Genomic DNA, 16,046 nt, shown 5'->3' on the forward strand with positions numbered 1-16,046 from the left:
GTTGGAAGCATATACTCTCCGAAAGTGACGATAAAGACCGGTGAGGTTATATTTGACGACTTTGCTGTAGGTGCATCGAAAGGTTTTATTGGCTATGGGACAAAAGGGGGCGGGGCAAAAGTGGACAGATATATTTATTATAAATTAATTTCTTCTGTTGCATGGCCTAGACGGCAGCGAAGCCTGGTGCTTAAGGTCTCGGTCAGGAGGTTGAGCTGGAGGCGGGGGCGTTGAAGTTAGAGCATGGAAAATAAATCTGCCCCCTTTTTGCTATCCGGTAGATTGGAGGAATAGGTGGTAACTATCTGCTTTGAGACAGGCGAGACTCTAGATTTGCCTTTGGATAGTCTAGTCAACTCAATATTTAGTGGGTTGGAGCTTCATCGTGCAATTTTTGATAATTTTGATGTTTCGGGGGCTAACTTTACAAGGTCGAATTTGAGGAGTTCGTCTTTTAATTATTCAATATTAAATGGGGTTGTAATGCATGGTGCTGCTCTTATGAATGCGACACTAGTGTGCGTGCAGATGAAGGGGGCGGATCTTTCAGATGTTATAGCAACTGGGGCAAATTTTTCCGGGGCAGATCTTTCGTCGTCTAGTTTGGAGGGGGCGGATGTTTGTGGTGCAAGTTTTGTGAGGGGTAATTTGTGCGATGTTAATTTTTGCGTTAAAAGAATAGAAGGTGCTTTGTTTTCTGGTGCTATATATAATGAATGGACAGTTTGGCCTGAAGATTTCGATCCTGTAGTATTTGGTGCAATCAAGGTTTAATTCTAGCCTCTCTACTCGATCCAAAATGAGCCGGAACAGCGGGAGCCGTGACTGAAGAGGGGGCAGATTTATTTATTCTACTTTATTCCCTGCTGTTGCATGGCCTAGACGACGTCGAAGCCTAGTTTTTAAGGTCTCAGTGAGGAGGTTGAGCGCTGGAGGCAGGGCGCGCTGAAATTAGAGCATGAAAATAAACCTGTCCCCTTTTGGGTCGTCCCCTTTTGGGTCGATCCAAGTGCAACGTCGAATCCGAAAAATTATGGCACCGATAAAATTGAGATCGACGTAAAGCGCTTGCAGAAGGACATTGATTCCGGTGTACTTCCAGATACCAAGTCTTTGACGAATCTACAGGTGGCAGCAGAATTGCAATCGAAAGTAGATGCGGCTCGTGCAAGGTATACAAACAACCCATCTCGAAAAAAACAAATATTCGTTGATTAGCGCGGAGAGAGATTTGGGTAACGCTACGCGTGATGGTGAGTGTTTGATCAAGGGCTGTGTGCCGGCCGACTATATTAAAACGGTAAAAAAATAGGTTTTTATGGGGTCGAAAACATACGAACTTTTGAATCACATTCCAAAACATGCAGATTATGCCGTGAGTGCAGGAGATTTGGATCCAGAGGATATTCCACAGGATAGAATTGACGCCGTGCTGGATTTGCTTCGTCATGCGAATAACGATGAGGAGCAATTCTTGGCTGCAAAGTTACTGACTAGTTGGGGCATCCATGAAGGGTTGATTGCCTTGGAGGGGAGAATGGACAAGCCTGGAGGCATCGAAGGAGTCTATTTTCATCGACTACACGGATACGACGACACTTATCACCAAATACTCTTGGCTGTGACTCGGTATTTTGCCAACGTGGCTGATCGTGGAGATATCGAGGTTGCGAGAGTCCAGATCTATTCCCCTCTATCGAAAATCATTGCTTTGGCGAGTAGTGAACCGTTTGAAATAGCCAAGATCTTTGATTTGGCGAGTAGTGAAAACTACTCGGAATATGTGCCTCTTGTTGAAAAAACACCTTGTCACCATAATTGATCATCCCGAAATACATCGCTGGAAAATTTATGATGCTATTGAGTTTTTGATGGTTTTCAATCCCGGTTTCGTTGCGTTTCTATTGAAAGAGAAAAATAGGACGATTGATGATTTTAGGCCGGTGACATAAGGGCGATAGCCTCGGTGCAAAAGGGGCTGTAATAAACTGGGGAGGCATTTGACGTTGGCAGGGGGAGTGACTTTGATGTTGCGCTGGCAAGTCCAGAACTTTTGCAACGCGCTCAATCCTTAGGAATAGGTTTGAGGAGTGGCGGAACTCGTACGGGCCCGTTGAGTGCAAGAGACTTGCAAGCCCTTGGCCTGAAAGATTTGTCGAGTAAGATGAGCGCCCAAGCAGGACGCGAAGTTAATTTTATGATCTATGACTCTGCGGCAACAGCCGCAAGGCGTGCTCCGAGTGCGGTGTTACCGAAATGACTATTGTCTATGATCTCTATGGTGCGGAAAAATCATGTCTTCTTTCGGCGAGAAGTGATGTGGAAGGAGCGCTGGGAGAGATTTTTGAGGAAAGGGATAGCTCTTATCAGGGTGGTATCTACTATATGTGGGGTAGAAGTGATTCAGAGAATTTTGTTTTAAAATTGAATATTGATCCTTTGGGCGGCTATCCAGTAGAGCAGAACTGCGCGAGCTATAAAGTCTTGCTCTATATAAACGCTACAAATCGTTCGGCTGATATAGAAAAGTTGATTAGCCAAGGTGGTGGTTTTAAGTTGCTGAGGCATGAAGTTTTTTAACGAACACCAAGGCTAGTCGGTGCAAAAGCAACTTCCAGTGCGTTGCAAAACTTCGGCGGTCGCACTGTTGATGACCTAGCCTCAGCTGCTGCAAATTCTATTAACAAGGAAGGTCTCACAGAGACCGCTAGATCATTGACAAAACATGCTTCTGGGCAGCGCTCAACGGGGATATTCCCTAAGCTGTCAGGTGGGCTTGAAAAACAAAACGCTACCGCCCAAGGGATTGTTAATGAAATACTCAAGCTTCCTGATGCAAGCTATAAAAATTTGAGTCGAGGTGGGCTAGAGGTGAGAGCTCCGGAGGGTAGAGGGCTCCGGTTCAATAGCGATGGGTCATTATCTGGGTTCTTAGATCCAAAGGTGCAGCCATGAAAATTAATAGTAATCCTGACTTTGAGGTTGTTGGGTTTAGTGATAGTCGTTACGAGAAGTTGACTGTTGAAATACAATACAGAGGAGAGCCGATAGCGCAAGTTAATCAGGATCAAGGAGTGGGTGGTTTAGAGATTGAGGTGTTTACTGACTTGAATAGCTCAATCCTGAAGGTTCCCTTGGCTGGATTTTTAGACTCAATAATTCTCGCAAAGAATTCAATTGAGGGATAGTATTGGTGTTTTAATAATGGCGTCGCAGTTGTTTGGTAAGGAATTAACAGGCGAAGTAGTGGAAGGTGGCAGCGGAAAACATGAAAAATCTGTCCCTTCTTTTTGATTGGGGTGGAATGTGAAGTATATTGAGTTTGATGTTTTTAATGATGAGCTGATGGCCTTCGTCATTACCTGCCTGATTTGTGGAGCTATCAGCAAAGAAGAGCTCAATTTCTGGTGTGCTGGAGCCTTATCGCTGGATAAAGTCCCAGTATATATATGCGACTTGATGGGGTTTCAGGATGAAGTTTTTAAGGTGTATAAGATAATTGGCTTCGTGCCCTATTGGGAGCACTCGGATGTTGATGAGTATGCGTTATATGGTATTGCAGTCCGCCGAGGTTTTGAGCCTTACGATATGCCTTTAACCCCGAGCGAAGCACTTGCTCACCTTGAAGCATCACCCGATATCGAGAATTCATTTAGAGAGGTTTTTTCCTTTATCAAGCTGTAAGTCGCCGGTCGGTATAAAGGGATTCCTTCAATTGTTGAGCTGAACATTGTCCGGTAGATGGGTAGGCGAGGTTGAAGAGAAAAGGGGTAGATATATTTATTATAAACTAATTTCTGCTGTTGCATGGCAAGGACGACGGCGAAGCCTTGTGCTTAAGGTATCGGTGAGGAGGTTGATCGCTGGAGTTAGAGCATGGAAAGCAAATCTGTCCCCCCTTGTTGCTCATGCTTTGATACTTGGCTTGTCGGGCGCTCTAGAGTTGCGGGTGTGCTATGGTTTTAAAGGTTGAAGCGGTGGGTGGGGATTCATGTCGTTTCTGGGAAGTAACGATTCGTTGTCGAAAATTCTTGATGGGATGCTGCCAAGCTTTGTGCTAAACAGGGTGCTGGAGGAGAATCCAAGCTTGGATAAATATGATTTGGCTAATATTTTCCTTGAGGAGTGTGATCGCCTAGACAGTAAGATTCTTCCGATTTTTTGGAATTGGAAGAGTGTCAGGTCGATGAGGGGGGTGTCTGATGAGGTGTTTGATGAGATGGTGCTTTCGCACATGAGGCTTGCGGGCTATAGGGTCTAGATTTACGAGGGGAAAGCGGACAGATTTATTTATGCTACTCTAATTTTTTTACTTTTGCATGGCCTAGACGACGGCGAAGCCTAGTGTTTGAGGTCTCAGTGAGGAGGTTGAGCGCTGGAGGCTGGGCGCGCTGAAGTTAGAGCATGGAAAATAAATCTGTCCCCTTTTTTGGTCCCCTTTTTTGAAGTTCCGAATGGAATGTGTTTCCCCAAGAAGGGAAGCGATACAAAAGCTTTTGAAGGGAATGTTCCTTTGTCGATTCTTGAAAGTTTGGGGTTGAAGTGATGAGGGTGTATAAAGGTAATATCTCCAAAGAGTCGCTGAGTTTGTTTGTTTCAGATATTGGTTCCGGGGAGTTTTTTTCATATGTAGGAAGCTTGGTTTCATTAGAGCAAGCGATTTCTGTTCTTGGTCTGCTCTCTCCTGATTTTATTGAGATTAATGGTCACATTTTTTGGCTGCCTGACGCTCAGCAATACAATCCGCAAAGGTTTCATTTGAAAGGGCTAGTCGAGACCGAGTCCGGTGTGTTGGAGCAAAGTGCATTGCGTAGAGACGTTGAGCGATACAGAAATATATTTTCAATAAATCAGTTTTTCTCAAAGTGGGAAGATGCACCGGGGCGTCCCGTATTTAAAGTGGGCCTGTCGGAAGAAGATTATCGTCTTTGTTATATATTTGCTGAACAGATCGCCAAGTATTGGAGGCGTGCGTTGTCAGATGCTTTCCCAGGGAAGGTATTTCAGTTTGAGGTTGCTGACGATCTCCTTGATGAATATGGAGTTTGCCTGACATTCTGGCAGTCGTAATTTAAAGTGACTGAAAGGGGAAAAGGGACCAACGGAAAAAGGGATAGATTTATTTGTGCTGCTCTAAATTCTGCTGTTGCATGACTAAGGCGACGGCGAAGCCTGGTACTCAAGGTGTCGGTGGCGCGGTTGAGCTCTGGAGGCGGGGTGCGCTGAAGTTAGGGCATGGAAGTTAAATTTGTCCCCTTTTGGAACTCAGGGTTGTCAAGAACTATCTCTTGCGATCATTGAGTATGTTGTATATTTCTAATAAGATGTAAAAGGATTTTTCATGATGCGCGGAATTCTGTTTTCGTCGGCCTGTTTACTCGCTGGCTGCTCTGGCTTCGGCTCTGTCCCCTATGTTGAACCGACCCTGCCTGCCGACATGGCGTTGGTACGTGTAACCACCAATACCGATGTGTATGGCGACTCCCTCGCAGGTTCGTGCGTACCCAAGGTAAGGCACCTGATGGCCATGGCGGGCCGTGGGTTCGATGAGGCCAGCCCGGCTTATCCGGCATTTCCCAGGCAGAGCGCTTCGGTTGGCATGTCGCCCCCTGTCATGCCGTCGTTACCGGCCATCAGTGGTATCCGGCAGGCGTCAGCTGGGCCTTACCAGCCCGTGGTCACGGAGTATCGCGTCCCGGTGTCGACGCCGTTCATGTTCTCCACCAACCGCTCCGTTGCCGCTGACAGCAGTATCAGCTCGGTGAGCTGCCCGGAACAGAGCAAGGTCTATCGACTGGAGGCAGGGCAGCAGTACGAGGTGACGGTGGGTATCGACACACCTTGGAACAGCAAGGGCACAGGGCAGTGGCAGTGTGTGTTCGAAGTACGCAAGCTGGTGCGTCTGGCGCAGGTCGAACAGACCCTGCCGGTGCCTGTGCAAGGGAGCACTGCACCCGAGGAGAACTGTCGTGAGTGACGTTCCCGGGCACTGGCTGATTAGGCTAAAAGTATCGTGACCTGAACGTGTTTTGACCATGACCACTGAAATGAACAGGCGATCAAATGACAGAACGCTTTGACTGGGAAAACTGCGGAAAAAGCATAGAGCAACTGATCCGGGTTCGAGAATCAGCAGCTGCTGGTCGAGCTCTCGCTGGACAGTGGTGAGACCAGCAAGCCAATCAGTATGGTTGTGAAGGATGCAGGCAAGTGCGTGCTTATGTACGTGGATAGTTTGCCGGAAGAACAGGGGTGACAGCAGCGATTAGCACAATGAGTCGGTTGCAACCTGCTGGGTAAGGGAGGCCTGTGCCAAATTTGAGAGATTTAAAATGGCAAAATGAAGGTCGGCGATGTGTTGCAAGTATTGACCTCGCAAGAAGCTATGCGTAAGTAACTCCTATGCTGAAGGCTTTGATTGTTTTAATGCCTGAGTGCTGGAATTTTTTGAGAGATTAACGTTGGCTAAATTTCTATGCAGGTGCACTTATGTGATCAGTCTGGTCAGCTCTCCTGTTTCAGAGGAGTTTACGCTGATTCCGAACAAGCTGTTGTACGAGCTGGCGGAACAGGCTGACAAAAGGAAGGTTTCTTTTGAGGCGTTTTTCGAGCAGATAGATGCCCTGAGCAGAGATGTTATTGTTTGCCCGGAGTGCGGACGCATCTGGATAAAGAAGGAGGGCGGGCCAGAGTACTACCCTTACCTTGAGGAAAGGGTCTGAGCGTGCTGCGTACATGATAGCGCAGGGTGCAGGGTCTGGAGTTCCATGTTTTCACATCTTCGACTTAGGTGTCTATGAAGTTCCCCATGCTCTCTCATCTACTGGGTTGCTACTTTCATCAGGATTGGCCGGAAGAATATTTCAATAGCACTGAGGCGTTGCGCAGTATGCTTGTGGATGAGCGAAAAGAAGTGCTTGTGGCAGGTGTGCGAGAGATTGATGAGTTGCTGGATTTCAGTTTCCCTGATGAAGTGCTTGAATATCTCGTGGCACGGGAAATAGGTTGCTTTTTTGCGCCAGACTCAGAAGGTCTGGATTATGCTGGTTGGCTGCGCAAGGTTCGGGCGGTACTGACTGATGTTGATAAAGATGGATGAGACAATATCGTCCTATATGAGCCTGATCAGCTTGCTTCAGAGCGATCCAGATTATTATCTTGGCGCAGAGCAGGTTCGCCATTGCATTTGGTGTGCTTACGAAGCTCTGAAGGGTTGTTGATGCTCACCTCGCCGCAGGAAGAAGAGTCACCGCTGACCACAGAGAACCCAGGTGTAGAAATCACGGACATGGAAACTGACTCCAACAGCGCCGGAATCTTCAAATAGTGAAGCAGTTGCGGCAAAGCGCTGCCCGGTGGGAGGAACACTGGACGGCGTTCACCTTGCCAGCATGCCCGCGAACAGGCGTCCGAGCTGATGGACTATGTGCGTTTCCTGACCTTGGTCGGGGTGATGGACGAAGATCCGCGGATGGTCTGGGCGGCGCATTATCTCAGTGCCTTGGCCAATGAGCTGTGGATGGCGCACTAGTCCCAGGCTTTGCGCATTCCCCTGTAGGAGCGGCCTTGCCGAGGCGTCGGACCGGTCGGAAAGGGCTGCAGAGCAGCCCCGGCGATATCTGCTTGATGCACGAGCCCTGGGGGCGCTTCGCACCCCTTTCGCGACACAAGGCCGCTCCTACAGGGGGACGGGTTTGGCTTATTTCTCTGCTTGGCGTGACAGATGGGCCGGCGGCACCTGGTCTACCAGCCAGACACCGTTATCCGCTTGATAGAACACTGTTCCCGCTGCGCACATCGCCTGGGTATCGACCGTGAGCAGCACCGGCTGACCATATCGCTTGCCCACCGCCAGCGCGGTCTGCGGATCCTCGCTCAGGTGCACATGATGGCGGCTGCCGGGGATCAGGCCCTGGGCCTCGATGGAGGCCAGGAAGCGGCTGGCGGTGCCGTGATAGAGCAGGGCGGGTGGCGTCTTGGCGACGTGGCGCACTTCGACCTGGGCGCTGCTGTGGCCCTGGGCGGCGCGGATGCGGCGGCCATCGTCGGAGAGGGTGAAACGGCGCTTGTCATTGGTCTCGACCACTTCACGCAGGGCGTGCAGGTCGAAGGCGTGGCCTTGCCGGCCGGCGCCGTGGATCAGCGCGTCGACATCGGCCCAACCGTCACGGTCGAGGGACAGGTCGATGGATTCGGGGGCGTGGCGCAGTACGTAGCTGAGGAACTTGCTGAGGGTGTCGCGTTGTTTCTGGTTCACTGGAAAGGTCCTTTTCCATGGCTTCTGGTCGTTTGGGTCGGGGGCATTCTCCGGGTTCGGGGTCGAGTTCTCAAGTGTGTAGAGCACCTGTGGGAGCTGACTCCCACAGGTACGTCGCTGATGTCAGCCCTGACGCAAGGCGTCGAGCAGCGCCCTCAGCTGGTCGCGGCCCTGGGCATCCAGCCCGAATACCGGCCGCCGTGGCTCGCCTACCGGCAGGCCAGTCATCTCAAGGCCCGCCTTGATAGTCGCCGGCAAGCCCCCCTTGAGAATGAAGTCGAGCAACGGCAGCTGGCGGTAGAACAGCGCCTTGGCCTGCTCCAGTTCACCGGCCTGCACCGCCTGGTACAGTCGCAGGTTCAGTTCGGGAATCAGGTTGGCCGCCGCTGTGCACCAGCCCGTGGCGCCGGCCACGAAGGCCTCCAGCGCCAGCGGGTTGCAGCCGTTGTAGAACGGCACCTGGCCCTCGCCGAGCAACTGCAGCTTGTGCATGCGCTGGATGTCGCCGGTGCTCTCCTTGACCATGGTCACGTTGTCGACTTCGCGCACGATACGCAGGATCAGCTCCACCGGCATGTCGGTGCCGCTGGTGGCCGGGTTGTTGTAGAGCATGATCGGCAGATCGATGGCCGCGCCGATGGCGCGGTAGTGCTGGACGATCTCGGCCTCACTGAGCTTCCAGTAAGCCGCCGGCAGCACCATCACCGCGTCGGCGCCGTGCTGTTGGGCAAAGCGGGCGCGGCGCACGGCGCCGGCGGTGGTCAGGTCGGAGACGCTGACGATGCTCGGCACGCGCTTGCCGATGCGCTCGAGGCTGTACTGGGCGACCTGCTGCCATTCGCCGTCGCTCAGGTAGGCACCTTCGCCGGTGCTGCCCAGCGGCGCGATGGCGTGGACGTCGCCGTCGATCAGGCGGTCGATGGAGCGGCCCAGGGCCGGCAGGTCGAGGGTTTCACCGTCTTGAGCGAACGGGGTGATGGTGTAGCCGATGATGCCGTGGAATCGAGTGGTCATGGTGTGTGGCTCCGCAAGCAAGGCAAGGTAGGGTCAGGCGAGGCAATCGGCGTGCTGGCGCAGGGCCTGCCGGGCGTAATAGTTGAAGGCGGCGCCGTGGCGCTTGGGCCGGTCGATCCAGTCGTGGGCGTCGCGACCAAGTTCCGGGGCGATCGGCTTGATGGTGCCGGCGGCCATCGCCAGCAGTTGCAGGCGCGCGGCGCGCTCGATCAGCTGGGCATAGACGCAGGCCTGCTCGATGCTGGTGCCGGTGGACAGCTGGCCGTGGTGCGAGAGCAGGATGGCGCGTTTGTCGCCCAGGGCGGCGCTGATGATCTCGCCTTCCTCGTTGCCCACCGGCACGCCTGGCCAGGCCTCGAGGAACGCGCAGTCCTCATACAGCGGGCACAGGTCCATGTGCGAGACCTGCAGCGGCACTTCGAGCATCGACAGCGCGGCGACATGGGTGGGGTGGGTGTGGATGATGCAGTTGACGTCGGGGCGGGCGCGGTACACCCAGCTGTGGAAGCGGTTGGCTGGGTTGGGCATGCCCTGGCCTTCGAGCACTTCGAGGTCTTCGTTGACCAGCAGCAGGTTGCCGGCGGTGATTTCGTCGAAGCCCAGGCCCAGTTGCTGGGTGTAGAAGGTGCTCGGCTGCGGGCCACGGGCGCTGATCTGCCCGGCCAGGCCCGAGTCGTGGCCGTGGTCGAAGAGAATTCGGCAGGTCAGGGCCAGCTTTTCGCGCACAGTCCACGTATTATCGGCAAGCGAGCCTTGCATCTGTGTCAGTGCCTTTTGCACCAGCTGGTCTTTGCTGAGGGTAAGGGTGTTGGCCATGGGGAGCTTTCCTCTGTGGCGTGATGACGGATGTCAGGGCTGGCTCGCCCCCGAGCTTTGGACGGTGAGGGGGCGAGCCATCAGATGACACAAATAATCCTATATGACACAAAGTGTCATAAGCAAGTGCGTTTGTTCGGGAAACCCGCGTCACATGTCTATCCGACTGAAATTGCTGAGAAAGAAACTGGGCATCACCCTTGAGCAGCTGGCTGAGAAATCCGGTATGACCAAGAGCTACCTGTCCAAGGTCGAGCGCGGCCTCAACACGCCGTCGATCGCCGCCGCGCTGAAGCTGGCGCGTGCGCTGAACGTCAATGTCGAGGAGCTGTTCGACGGCGAGCACGACGGCCAGGCGCGCTACAGCCTGGTGCGCCGCGGCGAGCGCCAGGCGCTGGTGGGCGGTGGCGACGGGCCGGGGTATGCGGTGCTGACCTCGCAGGTCGGCCAGCGCAGCCTGCTGCCGTTCCTGATCCAGCCGCCGACCACGTTCAGCGACCCGACCTTCAAGGAGCACGAAGGCGAGGAGTTCCTGTTCGTTCACGAGGGGCAGGTGGAGGTGGACTTCATGAGCGAGCGGGTGCTGCTGGAGGCGGGCGACGCCCTGCATTTCAATGCCCAGACCCCGCACCGCCTGCGTTCGGTCGGCGAGCGCCAGGCGCAGTTGCTGGTGGTGGTGCAGGGCGGCGAGGGGTGAGGGCGGGGCGATGATCGAGGTCTCGCGGTTCTGGCGTGATCCGGCATTGCCCTTCGTCGAGGCCCGGCGCGTGGGGGACGGCCGCCAGGTGTGCTACGCCGCCCATTCCCACGAGAGCTTCTCCATCGGCGTGATCACTGGCGGGCGCAGCACCTACCTGACCGGTAACGCCCGGCACGAGGTGGCGGCGGGGACCACGGTGCTGATGAACCCAGGCGTGGTGCACACCTGCAACCCGATCCAGGGCGAACCCTGGTCGTACCTGATGCTGTTCGTCGACATGCCCTGGCTGCTGGCGCGAGGTTTTGCGCTGCCCTCGGCGACCTTGAGCACATCGGCGGCGCTGTACGGGCAGTTGCTGGCGTTGTTCGCCGGGCTGTTCGAGCCCGGGAACGAAAGCCGGGAGGCGCAGTTGGACGCGTTCTTCAGGGGCTTGCCGCAGGTGCTGGAGGCTGACGCGAGCGGCCAGCCCGCACGCCATCCACGTCTTGAACTGGCCGCCGCGTTCATCCGTGCCCATCGCCTCGACCCGCTGACATTGGAGGACATCTGCATCGCGGCGGGGCTGTCACGGGCCTACCTGATCCGCGCGTTCGGCAAGCGCTTCGGCCTGACGCCCCATGGCTACCTGCTCGACCAGCGGGTGCAGCATGCCCGGGCGCAACTGCGGGCCGGCAGGCCGATCGCCGAGGTGGCGCTGGAAGCGGGATTCGCCGACCAGGCCCATCTGCAGCGGGCCTTCAAGCGCCACCTGGCGACCACGCCTGGGCACTATCGCAATGGCTGAAAGGCCAGGTGCGCGACCAGGCCTTGGCCTCGGCGAAGTGGGCGGCCAGTTGCGTGCAGGCCTGGTCGACGGGGTAGAGGCCGCAGGGCGAGTGCCAGGTGTAGGGCGGGCTGATGTACCGTTCGCGCTGGTCGTCCAGGTACTCCTCGCGAGGCGCTTCGGACCAGCGGGCGTGGGTGAAGGTGGCGAAGTAGATGCTGTGGTCGGCGAAGAAGAAATTGCTGTGCAGTTCGAAGCCCATGCCCTGGTGGGTGCGCACGCCCATGTTGTCGAGCACGGGCGGCGCCAGGTCGTCCAGGCGCATTTGTTCGTCGATGCAGACCAGCTGCAGTTTTTCACGAGCGGCGAAGGCATGGAACTCGGCGAGCCAGGCGTCGCCGTAGGTGCTGCCGGCCTGCTCAAGGACCTGCTGCAGAAAGGTGTCGCGATGGTTGCGGGCCGTGTCGCGGATCCATGGTTTGTCGCGGAACCCCTGGTGAAAAAGGCGCTGACTGGTCCTATTAGTCGAGTAACCACCCAGAGTCCCCCTCGACAAGCGTGCCGCCATGACTGGTGCGATCGCCCTGGCGTGCAACGCGCTTGCCATCGATGAGAAAGTGCGTGGCTCCTGTCTCGATCAGCGCCCCACAGCTGATGCGGTCCCCGACCCGGGCAACGGGTTTGCCATTGAAGTGATAGGTTTCACTGCCGGTTTCCACCACACCCGCGCCATGTAGCGGGCATTCGTGCAGGTGGCCTACAAGGACGACTGGTTTCATGTGGGTTCTCCTGCTGTAGGGCCAGTACGGGACTCACGGTCTATCGCTTCCGGCCATTGCACCCTGGGGGCCAATCGGCGAATGGGGGTGAGTTCGAAGTCATTGTCCCAGTCGCGGGGCGGGCGAACGAAGGTGGGAAGGGCGTCGGGGCCCTGTTGCATGAAGAGTCTGATGATCTCCCAGTATCGCTTGCCATCCTCGATGCTATGGGTGAAGAAAAGACGGTCGATGATTTCGTCGGTGCCTGGCTTGCGGACTGCAATAAGGACGTTCTCGACGAGTCCGCCATTGCCCATGGGAGCGTAGACACTACAGACTTCGGCGATAAGGTCTTTCCAATCGTAGGCTACGGGTCGTACCCCCCATTTCTTTCGGCTGAATATGTAGAAGCGATCAAATCGATATTCATAAAAATAAACTTTTTGCCTGAGTCGATTGAAGCGGATTGGTTCGTTGCGTGGGAGTTCTATGTCTAAGCGCACGAACGGTATCATTGCCCAGTATGCGGCTGTGGTTATTGTTAGGCCTATAGCTATGATTTTCGCTTCGCTGATGCCGATTTCTGTTATTGTGCTGAGTATAGTGAATAAATATAATATGAGGCCGGATAGTAAGGCGATGCTTCCGCCAATTGAGGCAATACCTCTAACACTCACGCTTGATCTGGGAATCTCTATATAGGTGTTGTTTATTTTGCTTGGTGTGGGTGGTAGCAAGGCTGCGTTAAGTTTATGTGCGGGCTTCTCATCGGGAAGTGGTAGGTTATATTTTCAGCCTAGGCCGCGACGAGCTAACGTTTTGTTATTTATGGTCATTAACAGATTTCCATGGATTCCTGACGGGCAGTAAGCGCAATCGATCTCATATGGGATCTCCTGCGGGGTCGGTACGGGACTCACGGTCTATCGCTTCAGGCCATTGCACCCTGGGGGCCAATCGGCGAATGGGGGTGAGTTCGAAGTCATTGTCCCAATCGCGGGGCGGGCGAACAAAGGTGGGAAGGGCTTCTGGGCCCTGTTGCATGAACAGTCTGATGATTTCCCAGTATCGCTTGCCATCCTCGATGTTATGGGTGAAGAAAAGACGGTCGATGATTTCGTCGGTGCCTGGCTTGCGGACTGCAATAAGGACGTTCTCTACGAGTCCGCCATTGCCCATGGGGGCGTAGACACTACAGGCTTCGGCGATAAGATCTTTCCAGTCGTAGACCACAGGGTGGATCCCCCATTTTTTTCGGCTGAACACGCTGATGCGATCAAATCTGTATTGATAGAAGTAGACTTTCTGGCGTGAACGGTTGAAGCGTATTGGCTCGTCGCGCGGTAGTTCTAGGTCTATACGGATGTAAGGTATTATCGCCCAGCATGAAATAATTATAAATAGGTATCCTAGAAGTATAAATCCTATGTTTATCTCGCTGCTATTTGTGATTGAGTCATAGATGAATGGTAAGTTTATTAGAAGGCTGAGTAGTAATGTTATGCTTCCGCCAATGCTGCCAAGGCCTCTGGTGCTCAAAGTTGCTCTGGATACTTCCATGTAAGTGTTGTTTATTTGATTTGGTGTGGGCGGTAGCAGAGCCGGGTTGAATGATTGAGGTGGTTCTTCGGAGGGAAGAGGTAGGTCATACTTCCAGCCAATGGGGTGGCGAGGTAGATATTCATTGGTTTTGGTCATTCGTTGATCGCCTGGATTTCTAAGTGTGCATAGGCCTCAGGGGAGTTTCGGTCTGGCCAGTAAGTCACGTTTAAAGTTGCAGCCTGTATGCTGTGCCTGCCAAGGCTTGGGGTGAGTTCTATATGGCCGGTTATGAACTCGGTGGTAGTGGAGCCCCCGGAGTGCAACACTGCAGATTTTTTGCTGGTTTTTTGGCTGAGGGTATCTGCTCTGTAGTCTTTAACTTTGTGAGAGGGGCGCGACGACGGCTTTTTCTGTGAAGTTGGCAGTGGGTGTAAAACCTCATGGGACCCTGAGGCGATTGTTTCTCCGCTTGTGTAGTTGGACGGAACCCCATCGCCATGTCGATGAACGATCAGGGACCAGTGATAGCTGTAGCTTGAGACATTAATATTGGGTAGTAAAATCTTGAATGTCAGATTTTGATCGGTCGCGGCTTGGGCAATCCATCCGATTTTAGCCGTGAGCGTGGGGTCGGCTCTTCGGGATTCGAATTTCAGGCCTGCCTCGATGCCTAGTGTGGCGGCGTTCAACTCTGCAAAAGCGATATCAGCGTGCTCAGGGAATTCCCAATGGATGGCAGGTTTCTCATTGGCTTTTCCGAAATGACAACGCTTTGCCCAGCGTTCTAATGGGCTGGACTCCTTGCTTTCCGCAAATTTACTAGCGCCATATGAGACGGTGGCGAAGACAATCGCTATACCCAAAGGACCCAAAAGTATAGGCGTGAATACTGCATGTATTGACGCAATAAGCCCAATAATCGATGCGGTAGCAGCAAAGCTATGAATATACATGGCGTATTTATCCCCGCCCGCCGATGCTCGCTTTATGGAAAACACTGCTTGTGCCGTATCGTAAATCCCGGCCACGGCCCCCATGACGGCACCTACCCTGACTGTTGCCCGCCCCATTTCTATGACAGTGGCCATCCGTGCCGTCCCCGCAGGCGTCATGGGTATCCTGGTGTTGATCTGCGTGGCGCCGGTCCTGATGATCAAACCCAGTGCCTCGATCCCACCGCCAAGAATCGCCAGCTTGGACCCATGCAACGCCATCACCGCTTCCCTGGATTTCTCGCCGATCTCGATTTCCGCCTTTTCCAGATTCTTCGCCAGGCTGTCGTGGGTCAGGTACAAGCCGCCCAGGGCCAGTAGGAGTTCCCAGCTGCCCGCCACGCCGCGCATGCCGGTGAAGCTGGTGCGCACCAGCTGCGCCGCCTGTTTCGCGGTGATGCGCATGCCGTGGAGCAGTTGCCGGGCGTTGGCGTCGAGGGTTCCTGCGGCGACCGAGAGGTTGACCAGGCTGATCTGTGCGGCGTCGCTGAGCTGGTTGACGCGCAGACCGGCTTCCTGGGCCAGGCGCTCCTGCAGCACGTCGGCGGTGCCCTCGACCCAGACGCTGACGGTGATGATGCTGTGCGCCAGCTTCGGGTCGAGCACCGCCAGGCTCAGCAGCCCGTGCTGGATGACCGGCCGCACCCAGCGCCTGGACGCGCTCACCCCTTCGTCGAATTCGCGCAGGCCCAGGAGCATGCGCTCGCGGGCCTTGGCGGTCTGCGCGCTGGCCTTGTGCTGCAGCTCGCGCAAGTGGGCACTCTGCAGGGAGTAGTACTCGCGGAGCTTCATCTGCACCTGCAGCTCGATCAGTTGCACGCCGTTGTACAGCCACTGACTGGCGCTGTTCAGGCGCATCACGGCGCGCTGCACGCCGGGCGGCAGCAGGGGCTTCAGGCGCAGGCTGGCGCCATTGATCGCGCCTTGCGTCTCGGCGATGGCCTGACGCAGGGTGTCGCGCAGGTTCAAGCCGGCATCGTCACTGGCGATGACCTTGCTCAGCGCCCCATAGAGCTTCTCGCTGTCGCCCCAGTCGGTGGGGTCGGTGGTGGAGAAACTGGGAAGCAGCGCGGCGAGCAGGGCCCGATCGCGCAGGAGCACGGCGCGGTAGGGCGGGCTGTTCGGGTCTTGCAGCCAGCGCTGCCACAGCGCCACGCTGCTGCCTGGTGCGGGGGCGCGGGCTTCGCCGTCCAGGTCGGGGGCC

Annotated in this window: 18 protein-coding genes and 2 pseudogenes; 12 read left to right on the plus strand and 8 right to left on the minus strand. The window is 54.8% G+C overall.

The genetic code is table 11. The features are described 5' to 3' along the window. Nucleotides 1–294: 294 nt before the first annotated feature. From V0R62_RS07015 to V0R62_RS07060, 10 genes and pseudogenes are all read left to right on the plus strand, one after another. Nucleotides 295–774, plus strand: coding sequence for a pentapeptide repeat-containing protein (locus tag V0R62_RS07015; protein WP_330103253.1), 480 nt, complete (start codon nt 295–297; stop codon nt 772–774). A 544-nt stretch (nt 775–1,318) separates the two neighbouring features. Continuing rightward, a pseudogene (locus V0R62_RS07020) lies at nt 1,319–1,952 on the plus strand (hypothetical protein). Between the two features lie 304 nt (nt 1,953–2,256). Further along, a complete protein-coding gene (locus tag V0R62_RS07025) occupies nt 2,257–2,580 on the plus strand; it encodes a hypothetical protein (RefSeq protein WP_330103254.1) in 324 nt (107 codons plus the stop codon). Nucleotides 2,581–2,951: 371 nt separating this feature from the next. Then, nucleotides 2,952–3,188 (plus strand): hypothetical protein, encoded by a 237-nt coding sequence (locus V0R62_RS07030; RefSeq protein WP_330103255.1) that lies wholly within the window; start codon nt 2,952–2,954, stop codon nt 3,186–3,188. Between the two features lie 157 nt (nt 3,189–3,345). Continuing rightward, nucleotides 3,346–3,684, plus strand: coding sequence for a hypothetical protein (locus tag V0R62_RS07035; protein WP_330103256.1), 339 nt, complete (start codon nt 3,346–3,348; stop codon nt 3,682–3,684). An 861-nt stretch (nt 3,685–4,545) separates the two neighbouring features. Continuing rightward, nucleotides 4,546–5,070: a hypothetical protein gene (locus V0R62_RS07040; RefSeq protein ID WP_330103257.1), complete on the plus strand. Its 525-nt coding sequence runs from the start codon at nt 4,546–4,548 to the stop codon at nt 5,068–5,070. A 271-nt stretch (nt 5,071–5,341) separates the two neighbouring features. Further along, nucleotides 5,342–5,977 carry a hypothetical protein gene (locus V0R62_RS07045; RefSeq protein WP_330103258.1) on the plus strand — a complete coding sequence of 212 codons (636 nt, stop codon included), beginning with the start codon at nt 5,342–5,344 and terminating at the stop codon, nt 5,975–5,977. 514 nt (nt 5,978–6,491) lie between these two features. Further along, nucleotides 6,492–6,722 (plus strand): hypothetical protein, encoded by a 231-nt coding sequence (locus tag V0R62_RS07050; protein ID WP_330103259.1) that lies wholly within the window; start codon nt 6,492–6,494, stop codon nt 6,720–6,722. A gap of 86 nt (nt 6,723–6,808) precedes the next feature. After that, nucleotides 6,809–7,099, plus strand: a complete 291-nt coding sequence (locus tag V0R62_RS07055) for a contact-dependent growth inhibition system immunity protein (protein WP_330103260.1) — start codon at nt 6,809–6,811, stop codon at nt 7,097–7,099. A 282-nt stretch (nt 7,100–7,381) separates the two neighbouring features. Further along, nucleotides 7,382–7,531 (plus strand): annotated as a pseudogene (locus V0R62_RS07060) (DUF3077 domain-containing protein); the annotation flags it as partial. 168 nt (nt 7,532–7,699) lie between these two features. Here V0R62_RS07060 and V0R62_RS07065 read toward each other — a convergent pair. The 3 genes from V0R62_RS07065 to V0R62_RS07075 form a co-directional block, all read right to left on the minus strand. Beyond that, the gene (locus V0R62_RS07065; protein WP_062360273.1) at nt 7,700–8,257 is read right to left on the minus strand and encodes an RNA 2'-phosphotransferase; all 558 of its coding nucleotides are present in this window, start codon (nt 8,255–8,257) and stop codon (nt 7,700–7,702) included. Between the two features lie 123 nt (nt 8,258–8,380). Next, the gene (locus V0R62_RS07070) at nt 8,381–9,271 is read right to left on the minus strand and encodes a dihydrodipicolinate synthase family protein (RefSeq protein ID WP_330103261.1); all 891 of its coding nucleotides are present in this window, start codon (nt 9,269–9,271) and stop codon (nt 8,381–8,383) included. Between the two features lie 33 nt (nt 9,272–9,304). Continuing rightward, nucleotides 9,305–10,087 carry an aldolase gene (locus V0R62_RS07075; protein ID WP_330103262.1) on the minus strand — a complete coding sequence of 261 codons (783 nt, stop codon included), beginning with the start codon at nt 10,085–10,087 and terminating at the stop codon, nt 9,305–9,307. Between the two features lie 154 nt (nt 10,088–10,241). Here V0R62_RS07075 and V0R62_RS07080 point away from each other — a divergent pair, with 154 nt between their 5' ends. After that, nucleotides 10,242–10,784 (plus strand): helix-turn-helix domain-containing protein, encoded by a 543-nt coding sequence (locus tag V0R62_RS07080; RefSeq protein WP_330103263.1) that lies wholly within the window; start codon nt 10,242–10,244, stop codon nt 10,782–10,784. A 10-nt stretch (nt 10,785–10,794) separates the two neighbouring features. Then, complete coding sequence (locus tag V0R62_RS07085) at nt 10,795–11,571, plus strand: AraC family transcriptional regulator (RefSeq protein ID WP_330103264.1); 777 nt, start codon at nt 10,795–10,797, stop codon at nt 11,569–11,571. Here V0R62_RS07085 and V0R62_RS07090 read toward each other — a convergent pair. The 5 genes from V0R62_RS07090 to V0R62_RS07110 form a co-directional block, all read right to left on the minus strand. Next, entirely contained in the window at nt 11,525–12,106 is a 582-nt protein-coding gene (locus V0R62_RS07090) for a hypothetical protein (RefSeq protein WP_330103265.1), read from the minus strand. The two genes, V0R62_RS07085 and V0R62_RS07090, sit on opposite strands and share 47 nt — an antisense overlap. Beyond that, nucleotides 12,072–12,329 carry a PAAR domain-containing protein gene (locus V0R62_RS07095; protein ID WP_330103266.1) on the minus strand — a complete coding sequence of 86 codons (258 nt, stop codon included), beginning with the start codon at nt 12,327–12,329 and terminating at the stop codon, nt 12,072–12,074. The genes V0R62_RS07090 and V0R62_RS07095 overlap by 35 nt, the downstream gene beginning before the upstream one ends. Continuing rightward, nucleotides 12,326–12,985, minus strand: coding sequence for a DUF6708 domain-containing protein (locus V0R62_RS07100; RefSeq protein ID WP_330103267.1), 660 nt, complete (start codon nt 12,983–12,985; stop codon nt 12,326–12,328). Before V0R62_RS07100 ends, V0R62_RS07095 begins: the two co-directional genes overlap by 4 nt. Before the next feature lie 205 nt (nt 12,986–13,190). Next, on the minus strand, nt 13,191–14,006 hold the full coding sequence (locus V0R62_RS07105) for a DUF6708 domain-containing protein (protein ID WP_330103268.1): 816 nt from the start codon (nt 14,004–14,006) through the stop codon (nt 13,191–13,193). Next, on the minus strand, nt 14,003–16,046 hold a 2,044-nt coding region (locus V0R62_RS07110; protein WP_330103269.1), incomplete at its 5' end, for a T6SS effector BTH_I2691 family protein. The genes V0R62_RS07105 and V0R62_RS07110, both read right to left, overlap by 4 nt.

The organism is Pseudomonas carassii (assembly GCF_036324045.1).
GTDB classification, from domain to species: domain Bacteria; phylum Pseudomonadota; class Gammaproteobacteria; order Pseudomonadales; family Pseudomonadaceae; genus Aquipseudomonas; species Aquipseudomonas peradeniyensis.

Coding starts and splice junctions, on each gene's coding strand:
- V0R62_RS07025 (WP_330103254.1), top strand. CDS start 2,257: ATGACTATTGTCTATGATCTCTATGGTGCGGAAAAATCATGTCTTCTT.
- V0R62_RS07030 (WP_330103255.1), top strand. CDS start 2,952: ATGAAAATTAATAGTAATCCTGACTTTGAGGTTGTTGGGTTTAGTGAT.
- V0R62_RS07035 (WP_330103256.1), top strand. CDS start 3,346: ATGGCCTTCGTCATTACCTGCCTGATTTGTGGAGCTATCAGCAAAGAA.
- V0R62_RS07040 (WP_330103257.1), top strand. CDS start 4,546: ATGAGGGTGTATAAAGGTAATATCTCCAAAGAGTCGCTGAGTTTGTTT.
- V0R62_RS07045 (WP_330103258.1), top strand. CDS start 5,342: ATGATGCGCGGAATTCTGTTTTCGTCGGCCTGTTTACTCGCTGGCTGC.
- V0R62_RS07055 (WP_330103260.1), top strand. CDS start 6,809: ATGCTCTCTCATCTACTGGGTTGCTACTTTCATCAGGATTGGCCGGAA.
- V0R62_RS07070 (WP_330103261.1), bottom strand. CDS start 9,271: ATGACCACTCGATTCCACGGCATCATCGGCTACACCATCACCCCGTTC.
- V0R62_RS07075 (WP_330103262.1), bottom strand. CDS start 10,087: ATGGCCAACACCCTTACCCTCAGCAAAGACCAGCTGGTGCAAAAGGCA.
- V0R62_RS07080 (WP_330103263.1), top strand. CDS start 10,242: ATGTCTATCCGACTGAAATTGCTGAGAAAGAAACTGGGCATCACCCTT.
- V0R62_RS07085 (WP_330103264.1), top strand. CDS start 10,795: ATGATCGAGGTCTCGCGGTTCTGGCGTGATCCGGCATTGCCCTTCGTC.
- V0R62_RS07095 (WP_330103266.1), bottom strand. CDS start 12,329: ATGAAACCAGTCGTCCTTGTAGGCCACCTGCACGAATGCCCGCTACAT.
- V0R62_RS07105 (WP_330103268.1), bottom strand. CDS start 14,006: ATGACCAAAACCAATGAATATCTACCTCGCCACCCCATTGGCTGGAAG.